15 protein-coding genes are annotated in these 16,829 nt (G+C 65.4%); 9 read left to right on the top strand and 6 right to left on the bottom strand.

The genetic code is table 11. The features are described 5' to 3' along the window. Positions 1-141: 141 nt before the first annotated feature. From YUA_RS0127900 to YUA_RS0127885, 4 genes are all read right to left on the bottom strand, one after another. Positions 142-1,992 (bottom strand): sigma-54-dependent Fis family transcriptional regulator, encoded by a 1,851-nt coding sequence (locus YUA_RS0127900; RefSeq protein ID WP_027533656.1) that lies wholly within the window; start codon positions 1,990-1,992, stop codon positions 142-144. A gap of 96 nt (positions 1,993-2,088) precedes the next feature. Continuing rightward, positions 2,089-5,394, bottom strand: coding sequence for a carboxyl transferase domain-containing protein (locus tag YUA_RS0127895; protein WP_027533655.1), 3,306 nt, complete (start codon positions 5,392-5,394; stop codon positions 2,089-2,091). Between the two features lie 146 nt (positions 5,395-5,540). Next, positions 5,541-7,223: a methyl-accepting chemotaxis protein gene (locus YUA_RS0127890; protein ID WP_027533654.1), complete on the bottom strand. Its 1,683-nt coding sequence runs from the start codon at positions 7,221-7,223 to the stop codon at positions 5,541-5,543. A 105-nt stretch (positions 7,224-7,328) separates the two neighbouring features. Next, positions 7,329-7,928 (bottom strand): TetR/AcrR family transcriptional regulator, encoded by a 600-nt coding sequence (locus YUA_RS0127885; RefSeq protein ID WP_027533653.1) that lies wholly within the window; start codon positions 7,926-7,928, stop codon positions 7,329-7,331. Between the two features lie 162 nt (positions 7,929-8,090). Between YUA_RS0127885 and YUA_RS0127880 the strand changes: the two genes are divergently transcribed. The 5 genes from YUA_RS0127880 to YUA_RS0127860 all read left to right on the top strand — a co-directional run bounded on the left by YUA_RS0127880 (position 8,091) and on the right by YUA_RS0127860 (position 10,891). Next, positions 8,091-8,468 carry a tautomerase family protein gene (locus YUA_RS0127880; RefSeq protein WP_027533652.1) on the top strand — a complete coding sequence of 126 codons (378 nt, stop codon included), beginning with the start codon at positions 8,091-8,093 and terminating at the stop codon, positions 8,466-8,468. A gap of 108 nt (positions 8,469-8,576) precedes the next feature. Next, positions 8,577-8,948 carry a hypothetical protein gene (locus tag YUA_RS0127875; protein ID WP_027533651.1) on the top strand — a complete coding sequence of 124 codons (372 nt, stop codon included), beginning with the start codon at positions 8,577-8,579 and terminating at the stop codon, positions 8,946-8,948. A 1-nt stretch (position 8,949) separates the two neighbouring features. Further along, positions 8,950-9,348, top strand: coding sequence for a GFA family protein (locus tag YUA_RS0127870; protein WP_027533650.1), 399 nt, complete (start codon positions 8,950-8,952; stop codon positions 9,346-9,348). 156 nt (positions 9,349-9,504) lie between these two features. Continuing rightward, complete coding sequence (locus YUA_RS0127865) at positions 9,505-10,059, top strand: hypothetical protein (protein ID WP_245285277.1); 555 nt, start codon at positions 9,505-9,507, stop codon at positions 10,057-10,059. Positions 10,060-10,063: 4 nt separating this feature from the next. Continuing rightward, positions 10,064-10,891: a TIGR04222 domain-containing membrane protein gene (locus tag YUA_RS0127860; RefSeq protein WP_027533648.1), complete on the top strand. Its 828-nt coding sequence runs from the start codon at positions 10,064-10,066 to the stop codon at positions 10,889-10,891. Positions 10,892-10,911: 20 nt separating this feature from the next. Here the strand turns inward: YUA_RS0127860 and YUA_RS0127855 are convergent, their stop codons facing one another. Next, a complete protein-coding gene (locus YUA_RS0127855; protein ID WP_027533647.1) occupies positions 10,912-11,838 on the bottom strand; it encodes a GTP-binding protein in 927 nt (308 codons plus the stop codon). 3 nt (positions 11,839-11,841) lie between these two features. Then, positions 11,842-13,332, bottom strand: a complete 1,491-nt coding sequence (locus YUA_RS0127850; RefSeq protein ID WP_027533646.1) for an amidohydrolase family protein — start codon at positions 13,330-13,332, stop codon at positions 11,842-11,844. 229 nt (positions 13,333-13,561) lie between these two features. On the opposite strand from YUA_RS0127850, the gene YUA_RS0127845 reads away from it, so the two are divergent. The 4 genes from YUA_RS0127845 to YUA_RS0127830 all read left to right on the top strand — a co-directional run bounded on the left by YUA_RS0127845 (position 13,562) and on the right by YUA_RS0127830 (position 16,824). After that, positions 13,562-14,440 (top strand): LysR family transcriptional regulator, encoded by an 879-nt coding sequence (locus YUA_RS0127845; RefSeq protein WP_027533645.1) that lies wholly within the window; start codon positions 13,562-13,564, stop codon positions 14,438-14,440. Between the two features lie 135 nt (positions 14,441-14,575). Further along, positions 14,576-14,815, top strand: a complete 240-nt coding sequence (locus YUA_RS0127840; RefSeq protein WP_035972059.1) for a hypothetical protein — start codon at positions 14,576-14,578, stop codon at positions 14,813-14,815. 148 nt (positions 14,816-14,963) lie between these two features. Further along, entirely contained in the window at positions 14,964-15,638 is a 675-nt protein-coding gene (locus tag YUA_RS0127835) for a peroxiredoxin-like family protein (protein WP_027533643.1), read from the top strand. An 85-nt stretch (positions 15,639-15,723) separates the two neighbouring features. Further along, a complete protein-coding gene (locus tag YUA_RS0127830) occupies positions 15,724-16,824 on the top strand; it encodes an alkene reductase (RefSeq protein ID WP_027533642.1) in 1,101 nt (366 codons plus the stop codon). The last annotated feature ends 5 nt before the right edge of the window (positions 16,825-16,829 follow it).

Raw genomic sequence — 16,829 nt, 5'->3', positions numbered from 1 at the left:
GAATCCGCTCCTCTCTCGCTCTGTCTGGAATATATGTTCGCGATGGCGCAACTGGCGCCCTGCAACCGATCCAGGAGAGTCGACAAGGAATCGAGCCGCGTCCGGGTTCCCGACATCCTTCGACAGAAGCCAGCCAACCCGTCAGAACGGAATCTTCAACTGCTTGATTTTCCGATACAGCGTGGCGCGGCTGAGCTTCAGCGCGCGGGCTGCTTCGGTGACGCGGCCACCATGCTTGCGCAACGCCTCGACGATCGTCGCGCGCTCGGCGGCGGCGAGGTCCGGCTCCTCGGCGCGGCCTCCGAACGGCGGCAGATCGAGATCGGCATCGGTGATGACCCCATCCTCTGCCGTGCAGCCCGCAAGCCGCAGCGCATGGCGGAGCTGGCGCATGTTGCCGGGGTAGGGATAGGCCGAAAGTAGTGACCACGCTTCGACCGAGAGGCGGCAGTTCGGCGCCTCCTCGCGCGCGATCTGGCGGATGATATCATCCCTGTCCGCGCGTTCGCGCAGGGCCGGCAGCCGCACCTCCACGCCGCGCAAGCGGAAATAAAGGTCAGCGCGGAAGGCGCCCTCCTCCGCCATGCGGCCGAGATCGCGGTGGGTGGCGCTGATCAATCGGATGTCCACCGGCACGGGCTTGAGCGCACCGAGGGGCCAGACCTCGCGATTCTCCAGCACGCGCAAAAGCCGCGTCTGCAGCGCGATCGGCATGTCGCCGATCTCGTCCAAAAACAGCGTGCCGCCATCGGCCTGCACGATCAGGCCCTTCGAGCCGTCGCGCCGCGCGCCGGTGAAGGCGCCGGCCTCATAGCCGAACAGCTCGGCGTCGATCAGGCTTTCCGGCATCGCCGCGCAGTTCAGCGCGACATAGTTGTTGCGGGCCCTGTTGCTCGCCGCATGAATGGCGCGCGCGAACACGTCCTTGCCGACGCCGGTCTCGCCATGCAGCAGCACCGGCAGATTGCGATCGCCGATGCTCCTCAGCCGCTTGACGCTTTTGACCAGGCCGGGATCGCGCCCGGCGAGCCGATGCAGCGCGTCGAAGCGATCAACGGGCTCGTTGCGGCGCGGCGTGGACGATTTTGCGCGCGGCGGCGGGGCGACATGGCCCTGCCCCAGCGGGTGGCCATCGGCGCGGCGCAGATCGACGATCTCGTCTGAATGGCGCACGGCGTGATGATCGAATTTGATGTAGCGCGACAGATCGATGCCGGAGGCGATCAGGCCATCGGTCAAGCCGAGCAGTGCACGCGCCGACCGGCAGGCGCCGACGATGCGGCGGTCGTCGTCATAGGCGAGCAGGCCACTGCCGCCGTCGCCCGGCACGGTCGCGATCCAGGCGTTGCGGAAATAATCGCGGAAGATCGCCCCTTCCATCCGCCGCGTCGCCTCCATCGTCACCGCGAGCGCGAGCTGATGCGCGGCCCGTTCGAGGTCCTCGCGGCAGGAGGTGATGTTGATCGCGCCGGCAAGACGTCCAGCCTGGTCGAACAACGGCGCCACGGCGCAGGAGAACATGTGCCACTGCGCACGAAAATGCTCGTCGCGATGCACCAGGATCGGCTTCTGCGCCGCGAGGCAGGTCCCCAGGCCGTTGGTGCCCTCAAACGTCTCGGCAAAGTTCGAGCCGGTGTAGATCTTCCAGTCCATGAACATCCGTGCGTCGGCTTCGCCCGGCAAACGGCTGAACAGCATGGTCGCGTTCGCGTCGGCGAGATTGACGCAATAGCCGGCGTCGCGCAGCACACGGGCAAGATCGTCGAGCTCGGGCGTGAGCAGCCTGATGGTCTCTTCCATCGGCTCGGCGACGTGACGGACTTCGGCTTCAGTGAGCGTCTGCGGCGGGCCCTGACGGGCAGGATCGAGCTTGTGGCTGATCAGGCAGCGCCGCCAGGATGTCGCGATCCGCGACTCCGCGTCGACATCGGCCACATGATTGGCGACGGACAAGACACGGGCGACATGGTTCGAGGCCGAAAGGCTGGCCATCGCGGACGTCTCCACCCTGTATTATTGTGCAAAGTCTGGCACCACAGGCGGGGATGTCAATCGGGAACCGGGACGCAGGCTATTGCTGCACTGCGCTCACCACGTGTCGATGCACGGCCGCTTCTTCTCCGTCCGCGCCGGCGGATTCGGCACCGAGCGCAGGCCCGCCATGATCCAGCGCCGCGTCTCGGCGGGGTCGATGACGTTGTCGATCTCGAACACCGAGGCGATCGAGACCGCCTTGCCGTTGGCGTAGAGCTCGGCGACCTTGTTGCGATAGTAGGTCTCCCGTTCCTCGGGGTCGGCGATCGCCTCCATCTCCTTGCGGAAGCCGAGGCGAACATAGCCCTCCAGGCCCATGCCGCCGAACTCGCCGGTCGGCCACGCCGCGGTGAAGAAGGAGGCGTGGAAGCCGCCGCCGATCATCGACTGCGCGCCGAGCCCGTAGCCCTTGCGCAGCACGATGCCAAACAAGGGCACCGTGAGGCTCGCACCAGTGACGAACATGCGCGAGACGTGACGCACGATCGCGGTCTTCTCGGCTTCCGGGCCGACCATGAAGCCGGGCGTGTCGCAGAGCGAGACGATCGGCAGATCGAAGGCGTCGCAGAGCTGGAGGAAACGCGCGGCCTTGTCGCCGGCGTCGGCGTCGATCGCACCGCCGAGATGGCGCGGATTGTTGGCGATCAGGCCGAACGGCTTGCCCTCGATGCGGATCAGCGCGGTGATCATGCCGACGCCATAGTCGCGGCGCAGCTCCAGCACCGAATCCTTGTCCGCGACGAGGTCGATCACGCTGCGGATGTCGTAGACGCGCAAGCGGTTCTCAGGAATCGCGCGGCGGAGCAGGCGCTGGTCGGCGGCCTGCCACTCCGTTACCGCGCCCTGGAAATAAGACAGGTATTTTTGCGCGACGGCTGTCGCCTCTTCCTCGTCCTCAACCACGATGTCGATGACGCCGTTCGGCGACTGGAACGAGACCGGACCGACCTCGGCCGGGTGATAGACGCCGAGCCCGCCACCTTCGATCATCGCCGGGCCGCCCATGCCGATCGAGGCATTTTTGGTGGCGATGATGACGTCGCAGCAGCCGAGCATCGCGGCATTGCCGGCGAAGCAATAGCCGGAGACGACACCGATCACCGGCACAAGACCAGACAGCCTTGCGAACTGCACGAAGGACGGGCCGTCGAGGCCGGTCATGCCGAGCCGGTCGGTATCGCCCGGCCGGCCGCCGCCGCCCTCCGCATAGAACACCAGCGGCACGCGCCAATCTTCCGCCAGCGAGAGCATGCGGTCGATCTTCTTGTGGTTCATATGGCCCTGCGTGCCCGCGAGCACAGTGTAGTCATAGGCCACGACAATGCAGCGAGCGGCTTCGCTGCCGAACTTTTCGGCGTTGACGGTGGCAACGCCCATCACGAGGCCGTCGGCCGGGGTGTTCTTGATGAGATCGTCGAGCTTGCGACGCCGCCGCTGGGCGGCAATGGCGAGGCTGCCATATTCCATGAACGAGCCGTCGTCGACGAGCTGGGCGACGTTCTCGCGTGCGGTACGCTGATTGGTGTTGCGGCGGCGCTCGACCGAGGCCGGGCGGTTCGCGTCGAGCGTATTGGCCTGGCGCGCGATCAGCTCGGCAAGATCGGGACGGATGTGGTCGAGATCGATGTCGGCTTCGGCCGCCGCGCGATCGGCGGCGACGTCGAGCGGTTCGAGATACAGGATCGGCTCGCCATGCAGCAGCGTGACGCCGTCGCCGGCGACGAGCTTTGTCACTCGCCCGCCTTGCTCGGCCATGACCAGATGCTCCATCTTCATGGACTCGATCACAGCGAGCTGCTGGCCAGGGCGCACGACCTCACCTTCCTTCACCTGAATGGTGACGATGGTTCCCTGCAGGGGCGCCGCGACTGCGACTGCGCCTTCAGGCACGGCTTGTGCCACGTGGGTCTCGGCACCGTGAGCGCCGGTTCGCTCGGCCGCGGCAAAGTACAGCGGCTTGGCTGCGCCATCCGCCGCCTCGACGAGCTTTGCGATGTTGCGATCAATGAAATCAGTCGCGATGCGGTTGGTCCTGAAATCGGGATGCGCCAGCACCGCTTGGAGGAAAGCGATGTTGGTGACGACGCCGTCGATCCGAAACTCGCGCAGGGCGCGTGAGGCTTTTGCCACGACGTCATGCCAGGCTTCACCCGGCGTATGCACGATGACCTTGGCCAGCAGCGAGTCGAAGGCCGCGCTGGTCTTGTAGCCGGCATAGCCAAAGCTATCGACGCGGACGCCGGGCCCCGACGGCGGCTCGAACACGGCGAGCACGCCCCCGGTCGGATGCGTCGCGCCACTCTCGTCCAGCGTCTCCATGTTGACGCGCAGCTGCATGGCATAGCCGCGCGGCTTCGGGATCGCGCCCTGCGCAAGGCCGAGCGAGGCCAATGTGCTGCCTGCGGCAATCGCGAGCTGGGCGCGCACGAGGTCGAGGCCGAGCACCTCCTCCGTCACGGTGTGCTCGACCTGGAGCCGTGGATTGGCCTCGATGAAGGCAAAGCTGTCCTCGGCGCTGCCGTCGACCAGGAACTCGAAGGTGCCGAGATTGTCGTAAGACGCGGCCGTCGCGAGCTGCTTCGCCGCCTCGATGATGCGGCCCCGCAAGCCGTCGCTCAGTGAAGGGCTCGGCGCGACCTCGATGAGCTTCTGATGCCGGCGCTGGATGGTGCATTCGCGCTCCCAGAGATGCGAGATCGCGCCATGGCGGTCGCCGATGATCTGCACCTCGATATGACGGGCTTGCCGGATCAGCCGCTCGGCATAGACGCCGTCGAAGCCGAACGCTGCCTTGGCCTCGGATTGGCAGCGCGCATAAGCTTCCGCGAGATCGGCTGCATTCTCGACAACGCGCATGCCGCGGCCGCCGCCGCCGGCCATGGCCTTGATCACGATCGCCGCATGGCTGCCGAGCGAGGCAAAGAACGCCGTGATTTCCTCCAGGCTCGACGGGCCGCTGGTGCCGGCGATGATCGGCACGCCGCAGCGCTTTGCCAATTGCCGTGCGGCCACCTTGTCGCCGAACAATTCCAGCGCGGCCGCCTTCGGTCCGACGAAGGTGACGTTCGCATCCGCGCAGGCCTTCGCGAACGCCTCGTTCTCGCTGAGGAAGCCGTAGCCGGGATGCACGGAATCGCAGCCAGCGCTCTTCGCCGCCTTCACCACCGCTTCGATGTCGAGATAGGCCCGCGCGCCGCGACCGGAGATTTCGACCGCCTCGTCGGCAACACGCACATGCAACGATAGCGCGTCATCTGCGGGATGGATCGCAACCGTGGCAATGCCGGCGTCAGCCGCGGCACGCGCGATGCGGATGGCGATCTCGCCGCGATTGGCGATCAGGAGCTTTTGGAACGACATTCAGGACTCTCCGGGCACGCATGCGCGCCGCGCCTATTGCAGCGGACGTCGTGTGACGTCAACGACTAGAGGACCTGGAGTCAAGAGCGGTCCAGCCGCGGCCCGCATTGGTGCCGCGTCGCGGAATTAAGCTGTGTGGAGAGCCGCTAGGCCGCGCGCACGCCCGCAACGAAGGCGCTGACCTCGTTCTCCAGCGATTGCAGCTTCCCGGTCAGGCGTCCGCTCGATTGCAGCACGAGGCCGGCGGCCTGGCCGGTCTCGGCCGTCGCATCAGTGACGCCGGAGATGTTTTGCGAGACCTGGTCGGTGCCGGACGCCGCCTCCTGCACGCTGTGCGCAATGGCCTGCGTCGCGGCGCCCTGCTCCTCGACTGCGGCTGCGATCGACGAGGAGATCTCGTTGACCTCCATGATGGTCTTGCGGATGCTCTCGATGTTGCCGACGACCCGGTTGGTCTCGGCCTGGATCGCGGTGATCTGCGCACCGATTTCGTCGGTCGCTTTCGCGGTCTGGCTCGCCAGTGATTTCACTTCGCTCGCGACCACGGCAAAGCCCTTGCCGGCCTCACCCGCGCGTGCGGCTTCGATGGTGGCGTTGAGCGCGAGCAGATTGGTCTGCGAGGCGATCTGGTTGATGAGGTCGATGACCTCGCCGATCTTGTGGGCGGCCGCGGCCAGCCCCTGCACGGTGTCGTTGGTGCGCTGGCCGTCGGCAGCCGCCTTGTCGGCCACGGAAGCGGCCTGCGCGACGCGCTGGCTGATCTCGGTGATCGAGGCCGACAACTGGCCGGCGGCGGAAGCCACCGTCTGCACGTTGCTCGAGGCCTGCTGGCAGGCGGTCGCGACGAAGCTCGCGCGGTCGGTCGCCTTGTTCGCGGTCTCCGACATGCCCTGGGCTGCCTGCTGCATCGCGCGCGCCTCGTTGAAGACGTCGCGGACGACGGCCTGAACACTCGCCTCGAACTTGCCGGCAAGATCGGTCATCGTCTTGCGCTTCTCGTCGTCGGTCCGCTGCTTCGTCTCCTGCTGTTCGGCATGCATCCGGCCCACCGCCGACGCATTGTCCTTGAAGACGGCAAGCGCCTTGGCGAGCCCGCCGACCTCGTCGGCACGGTTGGTATAGGGCACTTCGAACGCACTGTCGCCGGCGGCAAGGCGCTCGGTCAGGTTAGTGATTTTCGCCAGCGGCCGGGTCACGCTACGGCCGATCACGAAGGAGGCGCCGAGCACGAGCACAAACACCGCGAGGCCGACCAGACCGAACGTCATCGCATCCTCGCGGAAGACGGCGTCGACGTCGTCGAGATAGATACCGGTGCCGATGATCCAGTTCCAGGGCGCAAAGCCCTTCACATAGGAGATTTTCCCGACCGGCTGCTCGAAGCCGGGCTTGGGCCAGAGGTAGCTGTAGAAACCCGCACCCTGTTTCTTGACAACGTCAACGAAGCCGACGAACAGCGCGTTGCCAGAGGGATCCTTCATCGCGGCGAGATCCTTGCCGTCGAGCTCGGGCTTGATCGGATGCATGATCATCTTGGGGGTCATGTCGTTGAGCCAGAAATACTCGACCTTGTCGTAACGAAGGCTCTTGATCTCGGCCATTGCGCCGGCCTGCGCCTGCTCACGCGAGAGTTTTCCGTCACTCTCGAGTTTCTGGTAATGCGCGAGAATGCCATAGCCGACATCGACCATGTGCTGTGTCTTGGCCTGGCGATCGGCGATCATCTGGCTGCGCAGGGTCGACAGTGCGATCGGTGCCAGCGTGATCATGCCGAGAAGGCTGATGCCGACAATGAGGACCAGCTTGAAACTGATACGAGAGAAAATCATCGGTGCTCGCAAGATTTGGCGGGGCTGATATGCCAATTTATCCCGCTCGCCTTAGCAAAGCCTTAAGCATTCGGGTTCCCCGCACAGGAGTCGGCCCGCTGATGCCTAGCGACCGCCTTTGCCGAGCACGAGGTCGATGGTGTGGGCGGCGATCTTGCGCAGCTGCGGCTCGTCGTCGAAGGCGCGTTCAAGCACGGCGAGGCCGCGCGTCACCGTGATGATATGCAGCGCTGCGCTCGTGGGGTTGCCGTCGAATTCGCCGCGCTCGGCGCCTGCCGACAATGTATCCTCAACCAGCGCGGTGATGCGCGACACAAGGTTCGCAAAAGCCTTCCGCGCGTCTTCGTCGAGCCCCTCGCCTTCAGCCGCGCCGAGCTCCATCAGCCCCCGCGTCGTCGGACATCCGCGCGGTGGCGAGCCCGATCGGAAGTTGGTGATGGTCAGGTCGAAGAACGCGGTGAGACGTTTGCGCAGCGAGCCGGCGCCAAGTGCCTCCTGCAGAGCGACGAGATAGCCGCCCGCATAGCGCTCATAGGCCTGGAGCAACAGCGCCTCCTTGCTGCCGAAGGCATTGTAGAGGCTGCCGCGCTGAACGCCGGCGTCGCGCGCGATGTCCGACAGCGAGGTGCCGCGCACGCCCTTGCGCCAGAACTGGTCGAACGCGATGCGCAGGACGTCGTCGTTGTCGAATTCGCGCGGTCTCAAATCGAGCTCCTCTAAATGTCATCAATATTTGACACGACGTCAAAAACATGGTTTCTGGACACAGTGTCAAAAACTAGTTGGGATTGATAGCCCGTTTCGTCAATGGGCCGAACGGCCGGCGCCTGCCTGGCCGATCGGTGCCGCATGTAAAGGGACCAGCTGATGCCTCTCCTTCACATCTCGATGCGCGCCGGAAAGCCGGACGCCTACCGGCAGGCGATCCTCGACGGCCTCTACCGCGCCATGCGCGAGGCGCTCAATGTGCCCGAGGGCGACGAGTTCATGACCATCAGCGAGCACGAACCTGCAAACTTCCGCTGCGGCAATGCCTATGGCGTCGAACGCAGCGACGACGCCGTGCTGATCCAGATCACCGTGTTCGCCTCGCGCACCCCGGAGCAGAAGAAGGCGCTGTACCGCCGGATCGCGGAGCTGCTCGGCGAAAATCCGGGGATCCGCCCCGAGGACGTGTTCGTGAACGTGCTCGATGCGCCCAAGGAGAACTGGTCCGTCGGCCACGGCCTCGCACAATTTGCGTGAGTCTGCCGGGCGCAGGCCCACTGATGCCCCCTTGAGAATTGCGGGCCGAAAAGGTCTGATAGGGCGCGGAGTGAACCTCCGCTGAGCCGAACCCTGGACCTGAACGGCATGACCATGTCGGTCGAACAATTATGGAGCCTGCCGGAGACCGCGCTGGTCGGTGCCTATGCGGAGGCGCGGCGGCGTTATGCCGAGAAGAAGTTCGAGCGCGACACCCAGCGGGCGCGGCTGGAATGGATGCGCGCAAAACTGTTCGTCAACACGCAGGGCAATGTGACCGAGCGCAAGATGGCGGTCGACGTTTCCGAGGAACTGGCGCGCAAGGGCCAGGAGGTGCGCGAGATGACGCGCGATCTCGACATGCTGAAGGTCGACGTCGACGTGATCGACACCATGATCGGGCTGCGTGGCGCACACGGTGCTCCCGCGGTTCACGCGGACGAGGCGGCCGAGAAGCCGGCCGAGCCGGAGGGGGAATGAGATGGCCGCATTCCGGGGAAGCTGCCTGTGCGGCGAGGTCGCGTTCGAGGTCGAAGGTCCGTTCGATCGTTTCCTCAACTGCCATTGCGCGCGCTGCCGCAAGGCGACCGGCACCGCGCATTCTTGCGAGGTGATCGTGGAGGCGCAGGCACTGCGCTGGCTGCGCGGCCAGGCGTCCGTCGTCCGCTTCGACCTGCCCAATGCACGAAGTTTTGCCACCGCGTTCTGCAAAACCTGCGGCAGCCCGATGCCGCACCTCACACGCAGCGGGCGCGAGGCGATCATCCATGCCGGTGCGTTCGACGACGAGCCGCTGGGCGCGACACCCGACCGTCATGTCCATTGGGCGTCGCGCGCGGAATGGTATGTGCACGGGGATGGGTTACCGATGGAGGATTGACGGCGGCGCGCGATGACCACGATGTCGCGACACACAGTCCTGCGGCGCGGCCGACATCCCCTTAACATTGGGGTAAGAATGTCATCATTCACCCCCTCGTAAGGCCCGTCTGTCCCATGCTATTCTCAGTGTATGGACGGTCATTCGGAGCTTTCGTTGCAACGGGCCCCGCTCAAGGTCGACCTTCAGTCCGGCGAGCCCGTCTGGACATCGCCACGGCAGGACTTGTGGCAGCGCATTGCGCAGCATGATTTCGAGCCCGATACTCCCCTGAACTTTACCGATCGGCTTGCGCGCGATCATGGCTGGACGCTCGAGAATGCGCGTGCAGCCATCGATGCCTATCGACGCTTCTGCTTTCTGGCCGTCGTCTCGCCGACGCCGGTGACGCCGAGCGAAGTGGTCGACGAGGTCTGGCACCAACACCTCATCTATTCGCGCGACTATTGGACGATCTGGTGCGGTCAGGCGCTTCAGGCACCGCTGCATCATGATCCCACGCCTGGCGGGCCTGAGGCCCAGATGGCCTATCGGCGGCAATATGCCGAAACCCTGGCTCTGCACGAACAATTCTTCGGACCACCGGCCCCCGAACTGTGGCCGGCAACGCATCTTCGCTTCGGGCCTCCCCGCTACCATGTGACGGACCGCAGCAACTGGCTGATCGTTCCGCGACCCATGGCCTGGATCCGCCGTTTATCCAAAAGGTGAACCGATGGAATGGAATCCGTTCAACTGGACTGCCGGCCCTTTCCTCACCCTCTATTTGGCTCTCGCATTCTCTGTCTTCGTGCTGGGCTTCCGCCTCAAATCGCAGATCGGTCCGGCCGCACGCGCGACCGGCAAACTGGGCGTGCTGGAATTGGCATATCTGGCGGGCGGCGCACGCCGGCTCGGTGACGCCGTATTGCTCAGGCTCACGTCCGGACACGGCGCCACCATCGAGCCCCACGGATACAAGATCACCGTCATCGACCAGTCGCCCCTGGCAACCCTGATCGGCCAGCCGCCCCGGATGCAATTCCAGGCCGGCATGACGCGGCAGCAGTTCCAGACGGCCATCGACCCGGTCGTCACGCGCATTCAGGACCTCCTGGAAAAGTCCGGCTATTGCCCAACCCGCGAACAGTTGGCATCCTTCCGCCTGGAGGTCCTCCCCTTCGTCGCGCTTCTGATCGTGTTTGGGATCACCAAGGCCGTGATTGGCTCATCACGGCATCATCCAGTCGACTTCCTGATATTCCTCATCCTGCTCACTGCATTCGCCGGCTTCGTGCTGGCCAAAGCGCCGCGGCGGACGCAGGCCGGCACCAACATTCTGGAGACCTATCAGTCCTCGAATGAGCGGGCCTCGCGCGCGCCGCGCGATCAAGAACTCCTTCTCGCCCTGGCGCTCTCCGGCCCTGTCGTCCTGACGGGGACCGCCCATACCTCTGTCTACAGTGCGTCGCAGACGATGAGCAGCGGAGGCGGTGGCGATGGCGGCGGTGGTTGCGGGGGCGGTGGCGGCGGGGGTGGTGGCGGATGCGGCGGCTGCAGTTGAGCCGTAGATCGCAGCCTGCCTCACCCTGTTGCGACACAAGCTTCCATGATTCCGTCGAGCTCGGCTTTCGATAGCATCCCGAGCTCGGTGATGAAGACGATCCGTGCCCGCGGCACGCCTTCAGTCGGGGGTTCGCCCGGCGCGAGTGTCGCGCGGCCGCCGGCGAACTGAAACACCATCAGACGTCCGGGCTGCTCGATGGTCTCGAACAGGCCTTTCGCGCGCGCCAACTTCGGCGCCAGCTTGCCGATCGCCTGTTGCAGGCGCGGCAACGAGAGCGGCTGGTCGGAGGTCCAGCTCAACGTCTCGAAGCGTTCTTCTGCCGGCCGTTTCGGCCCCGGCTCGCGCGGTGCCGGCGCGCCATCACTCGCGGGAAACAGCAGTGCGGACGGAATCGCGCCATGCTTCGCATCGACCACCACGGCGGGCACACGCTGCGCGCGGATGGCCTCGCGCATCCGCACGCCTGCGCCTTCGTCGGCCAGATCGAGCTTGCTCAACGCCACGATATCGGCGACGCGCAGCTGCGAGCGCTGGAGCGCATCGTCCAGAGCGGACGGTGGCATTGCGGCGTCGATCACGCAAAGCACGGTTTCCAGTGGTGCCTCGCGCAGGATTACCGGGTCCATCAGATTGCGCACGATGTCGCTGGGATCGGCGACGCCGCTGGTCTCGATGACGATGTATTCCGGCTTGGGATCACGCCGCAGCAGCGTCGAGAGCGTGCGGATCAGGTCGCCCTCGAGCGAGCAGCAGATGCAGCCATTGGCAAGGCTCACCACGCCATCGCTCGCCCCCGCGATCAACTCCGCATCGATGTTGATCGCGCCGAAATCGTTGACGACAGCGGCAATGCGCCGTCCGTCCGCGTTCGCCAGCAGGTGGTTGACGACCGTGGTCTTGCCCGCCCCCAAAAAGCCCGTCACCAGGAGAATGGGGACCGGCATGGCTCAGCCTCCGACGACAGGACGGCGCACGGGCCGACCCGGTCGCGCCGCGACGTCCAGCACGCCGTCGCTGATCAGCGGCCGGCCGCTGACCACGAGATGCCGCACGCCTTCCGACGGACGGTTCATCGCGGTGAATGTCGCGCGGTCCGAGAGTTTTTCGTAGTCGAATACGACGATGTCGGCATCGGCGTCCTTTGCCAGCCGGCCCTTGGCGCGCATCGCCGGCGTGCTCTGCGACAGGATCTCTGCGGGGATCAGCGCGCATTTGCGCACGCCTTCGAGCAGCGACACGGTCTTGCGCTCGCGCACCCATTCGCGGATGAATTTCGTGAAGCAGCCGGCCGAGCGCGGATGCGAGGTGGCGTCATCCGGCAGCGGCCAGGCATCGCCCTTGTAGGTGCTGCCGTCCGACAGCGTCCATGGCATCGCATCGGACGCAATCGCGCCGCCGGGATAGAGCACCGACATGTCGAGGAGATCGCGATGATGCGCATTGTTCTCGGTGTCGAGGATGTGCCACAGCACCAGCGAGGACGGCTCCTCGGCCTGGGCTTTCAGCAGCTCCTCGCGGTCGTGGAAGCGATAGCCATCGGTCACGCGTTGCACCGAGTCATAACCGGTGCCGTTGCGCTCGACGAACTGGGGATCGCTGAAGAAGGCCGCCGCCAGCACTGTCGAGCCGGTGCCGTAGGGATAGGCTTCGACCGTGATGGGAAGGCCCTGCGCCTGCGCCTTCTCGACCAGTACGCGGCAGCGCTCGATGTCGGTCTTGCTCGATGAATTGAAATGGCAGATGTGCATGTGCGCGCCTGTGGCGCCGGCATAGCCGATCAGACGGATATAGGCCTCCGCCGCACTTTCGGGGTCGATGCGCGACATGTAGGCGACGTGGGTGAAGGTCGGCACGTCCTGCTTTGCGGCGAGTTGGCAGACCGCGGTCAGTTCCTGCACGCCGGCGCCCGGCGCATAGGCGTTCAAGATGCCGATGCCGATGCCGCCCTCGTTCAGGCCGCGCGCGAGGCGCTCGAGGATCCCCGCCACCTCGCCATCGCTCGCAACGTTGTCCATCCAGCGGCGATCACGCATGGCATTGCCGAACGCTTCCAGCGAGCTCTCCGCGTTCGAGCCCGTCATCGCGCCGATGCGCGCAAAGGCCCAGTTGGTGGCGGCGCCGTAGTTCAGCACGCGGCCCTTCCGGGCCTGGCGCTCATACCATGATCCCACCGGCAGCACGCCGGCCTCGAGATCGAGCGTCGTCGTCACGCCGTCGAACGCCTGCATGCGGTCGGCAGGGATCGACTGGCCATGGGCGTGCAGGTCGATGAAGCCGGGCGCGACCACGAGCCCGGTCGCATCGATCACCCGCTCGGCGCCGCCGAGCGAGGAGCCGACCGCGGCGATCTTGCCGTCCACCACCGCCACGTCGCCAACGGCGTCCATCCCGCTCGCGGGATCCACCACCCGGCCGCCAGAGATCACCAAACCGCTCATATCGTCACACTCCTCCGCGCTGAGGCCGCATAGAGGCAGATTCCGGCAGCGACGACCACCTCCACTGAAGCCGATGCATTATGCTTGCACGGACTGGCGCTCAAGAGAGGTTTGGCGTGTTGTGCCCGACGGGATCGCCCCGGGCATGGATGCCTGGAGCGATGGCCAACTTCCGCGCGGCATGGCAGGTAGGACGCGGGCAATATCGTTCATTCCCGCGGAGAATATGATGGACCGGCTGGCTGCGATGGAGACGTTCGTCCGGGTCGTCGAAGCGGGCTCCTTCTCCGGAGCGGCCCGGCAACTTCGGGTGGGGCAGCCCGCCGTCTCGAAGTCTGTCGCCCAGCTCGAGGAGTATCTCGGCGTCAAGCTGCTGACGCGGTCGACGCACGGCCTCACCCCGACGGAAGCCGGGCTCGGTTATCTCGAGCGCGCCAGGCGCGCGCTCGAGGAAGCAACCGAGGCCGAGCTTGCCGCGCGCGGAGCCGGCGCAGGGCTGAAAGGCAGATTGCGGATCTGCGCCGCGGTGACCTTCGCCCGGATCCATCTCATTCCGCTCTTGCCGAAGTTTTTGGCGCAGAATCCGGAGCTAGACCTGGAGGTCGTCCTGGACGACCGCCAGATCGACCTCGTTCAGGAGGGCATCGATGTGGCGCTCCGCATGGGAAAGTTGTCGGATTCGACCCTGACCGCTCGCCGTATCGCACGATGCAAACGTCTCGTGTTGGGAACGCCCGGCTACTTCGATCGCGCCGGCACGCCATCGACGCCAAGTGAACTGAGCAGGCATCAGGCCGTCATCTATCTCCAGGAAGGCAGCGTCTGGTCGTTTCGGCGCGAGAGCACTGAATTGGCGGTGCAGGTTCAAAGCAGATTGCGGGTGACTGCTGCGGAAGGCGTGAGGGCTGCGGTGCTGGCCGATGCAGGTCTCACCATCGCCTCGGAGTGGATGTTCAGTCCCGAACTGCGATCGGGCATCGTGCGTGCGGTCCTGTCTGAATGGAGCTTGCCTGCGCTCGACCTGTGGGCGGTACTTCCAACCGGTCGCGCCGCGACGGCCAAGGCGCGCGCGTTCGTGGCTTTCTTCGAGCACACGTTCAACGCATGACGGGCTGATCCCGGTCACGGTGAGACGAACGAGCATGTCTTCGATCCCACGCGGCATTCAGCGTTTCGGATCGATGAGTACGGTGACACTCAACGGAGCTTGCTCATCCCGAGCCTCTATCCAAGGAGTGTCGCCATGTCCCGCTCATCGATCCTGAATCGCTTCATCCGGACCGTCGCCTCAACAGCCGTCTTCATCAGCCTGCTGTCGCCGGCACATGCGAGCGCGCGGCTGCCGTGGCCTGCGCCGGTCGGCCATCGGCAACCGCACCGGGCCGACGTCCCGCAATCGGAGGCCGTTTCGGCCTGGGAGCGCCAGCAACGGAGCTTCGACCAGGAGCTGGACCGCAGGCTGGTCATCTGCCGCGGCTGCTAAGCCTGCACGATGCTTATTCCTTCCGGGAATAACCACTAGTCGGACGGTCCTGCTACCCCCGACCGCCCTGTCCTTTACCTTCCTGCGTGTGAGTTCAACCAAACGGGGCGGCGCCGCCGCCCTCCACGCAGAAGCCAAGGAGAACGCCATGTCATTGCAAGCCAAGCTCGACGCTTTCAAAGCCGATTTCGAAGCCGGAAAGCCGCCCTACAATGTTCCTCACGCCGTCATCGAAATCATGCATCGCGCCACCGCCGAACTGATCCAGTCGGGCGCCGCCCAGCACGCCAAGAAGGCCGGCGATGTCGCCCCGTCCTTTTCGCTGACGGATCCCGAAGGCAACGTCGTCAACTCGGCGGATCTCTTGAAGCGCGGCCCGCTGGTGCTCAGCTTCTACCGCGGCGTCTGGTGCCCGTATTGTAACATGGAGCTGCAGGCGCTCGAAGCGGCGAGGCCGGAGTTCGACAAGTATGGCGCCTCGCTGATCGCGATCTCGCCGCAGACCGCCCCGAACAGCCGCAAATCGGTGCGCCAGAACAAGCTCTCCTTCCCGATCCTCTCGGATGCCAAGGGCAAGGTCGGCGCCGCGTTCGGACTGCGCTTCGACCTGCCCGACTATCTGGTCGAGCTCTACAAGCAGCTGAAGAACGATCTGCCGACGTTCAACGACGATCCGAGCTGGACGCTGCCGATGCCGGGCCGCTACGTCATCGGCCAGGACGGCGTGATCCTCTACTCGGAAGTGAACCCGGACTATACCCGCCGGCCCGAACCCGAAGACATGATTCCGGTTCTTCAGCGGGCAGCCGCCGTCAAGGCGTGACGGCGTACGAGGCGGCCGATGGGGCGCAAGCTTTAGCGACCATCGGCCGTCGTCTTTTCAAGCCTTGATCCCAAAGGAAGCCACGATGTCCAAGCTGTTCACGCCGACCACGGTCGGCCGCTATCGATTGTCCCATCGCGTCGTGATGGCGCCGTTGACGCGGATGCGCTCCGACCCCGGTGATATTCCGAGCGACCTTATGGTCGAGTATTACACGCAGCGCGCCTCCGACGGCGGCCTGATCATCTCCGAAGCCACCCCGGTCTCGATCCGCGGCAACGGCTATGCCGGAGCGCCCGGCATCTACTCGGATACCCAGATCGCCGGATGGCGGCGCATCACCGACGCGGTCCACGCCAGGGGTGGGCGCATCTTTCATCAATTGTGGCATGTCGGCCGGCAGTCGCACGTTGATTTGCAGCCGAATGGCGAGGCGCCGGTTGCGCCGTCTGCCATTGCGGCCGAGGGCTATGCCTACACCAAGAACGGCGAAGCCCCGTTTTCGATGCCGCGCGCGCTCGAGCTGCATGAGATTCCTGATATCATCGAGGAATTTCGCGCCGGCGCCGGGCGCGCGCTGCGTGCCGGTTTCGACGGCGTCGAGATTCACGGCGCCAATGGCTATCTGCCCGATCAATTCCTGCAGGACGGCACCAACAAGCGCACGGACGCGTATGGCGGCAGCATCGAAAATCGCGCGCGGTTCATGCTCGAAGTGACACAGGCCGCGATCTCGGTCTGGGGCGCCGATCGTGTTGGCGTGCGCATCGCGCCGAGCGGCACCTACGGATCGATGTCGGACAGCGACCCGGCGGCGACGTTCGGCTATGTGACGACCGAGCTTGACCGTCTGGGCATCGCCTATCTGCATGTGGTCGAGCCGCGTATCAAGGGCATCGAGGAGATCGCGAAGGGCCAGGCGCCGGTGGCAGCCCAGCATCTGCGGCCGAAATTTTCGCGGACCTTGATCGCGGCCGGCGGCTTCGCGCCGGACTCGGCGGAAGCGGTCGTCGCGGCGGGGGACGCCGACCTCGTTGCATTCGGCCGCCACTTCATCTCCAACCCGGATCTGCCAACGCGGCTGCGGCATCGCCTCCCGCTCAACCGCTACGACCGGTCGACCTTCTACGGCGGCGACGCGCGCGGCTACACCGACTACCCGGCCGCCGAAGTCGTGCCGGCCTGATCGGC

The sequence above is a fragment of the Bradyrhizobium sp. WSM3983 genome, assembly GCF_000473045.1.
Classification (GTDB): Bacteria; Pseudomonadota; Alphaproteobacteria; order Rhizobiales; family Xanthobacteraceae; genus Bradyrhizobium.
Note: the sequence above shows the minus strand (reverse complement) of the source record. Positions and strands in the feature narration are given on the sequence as shown.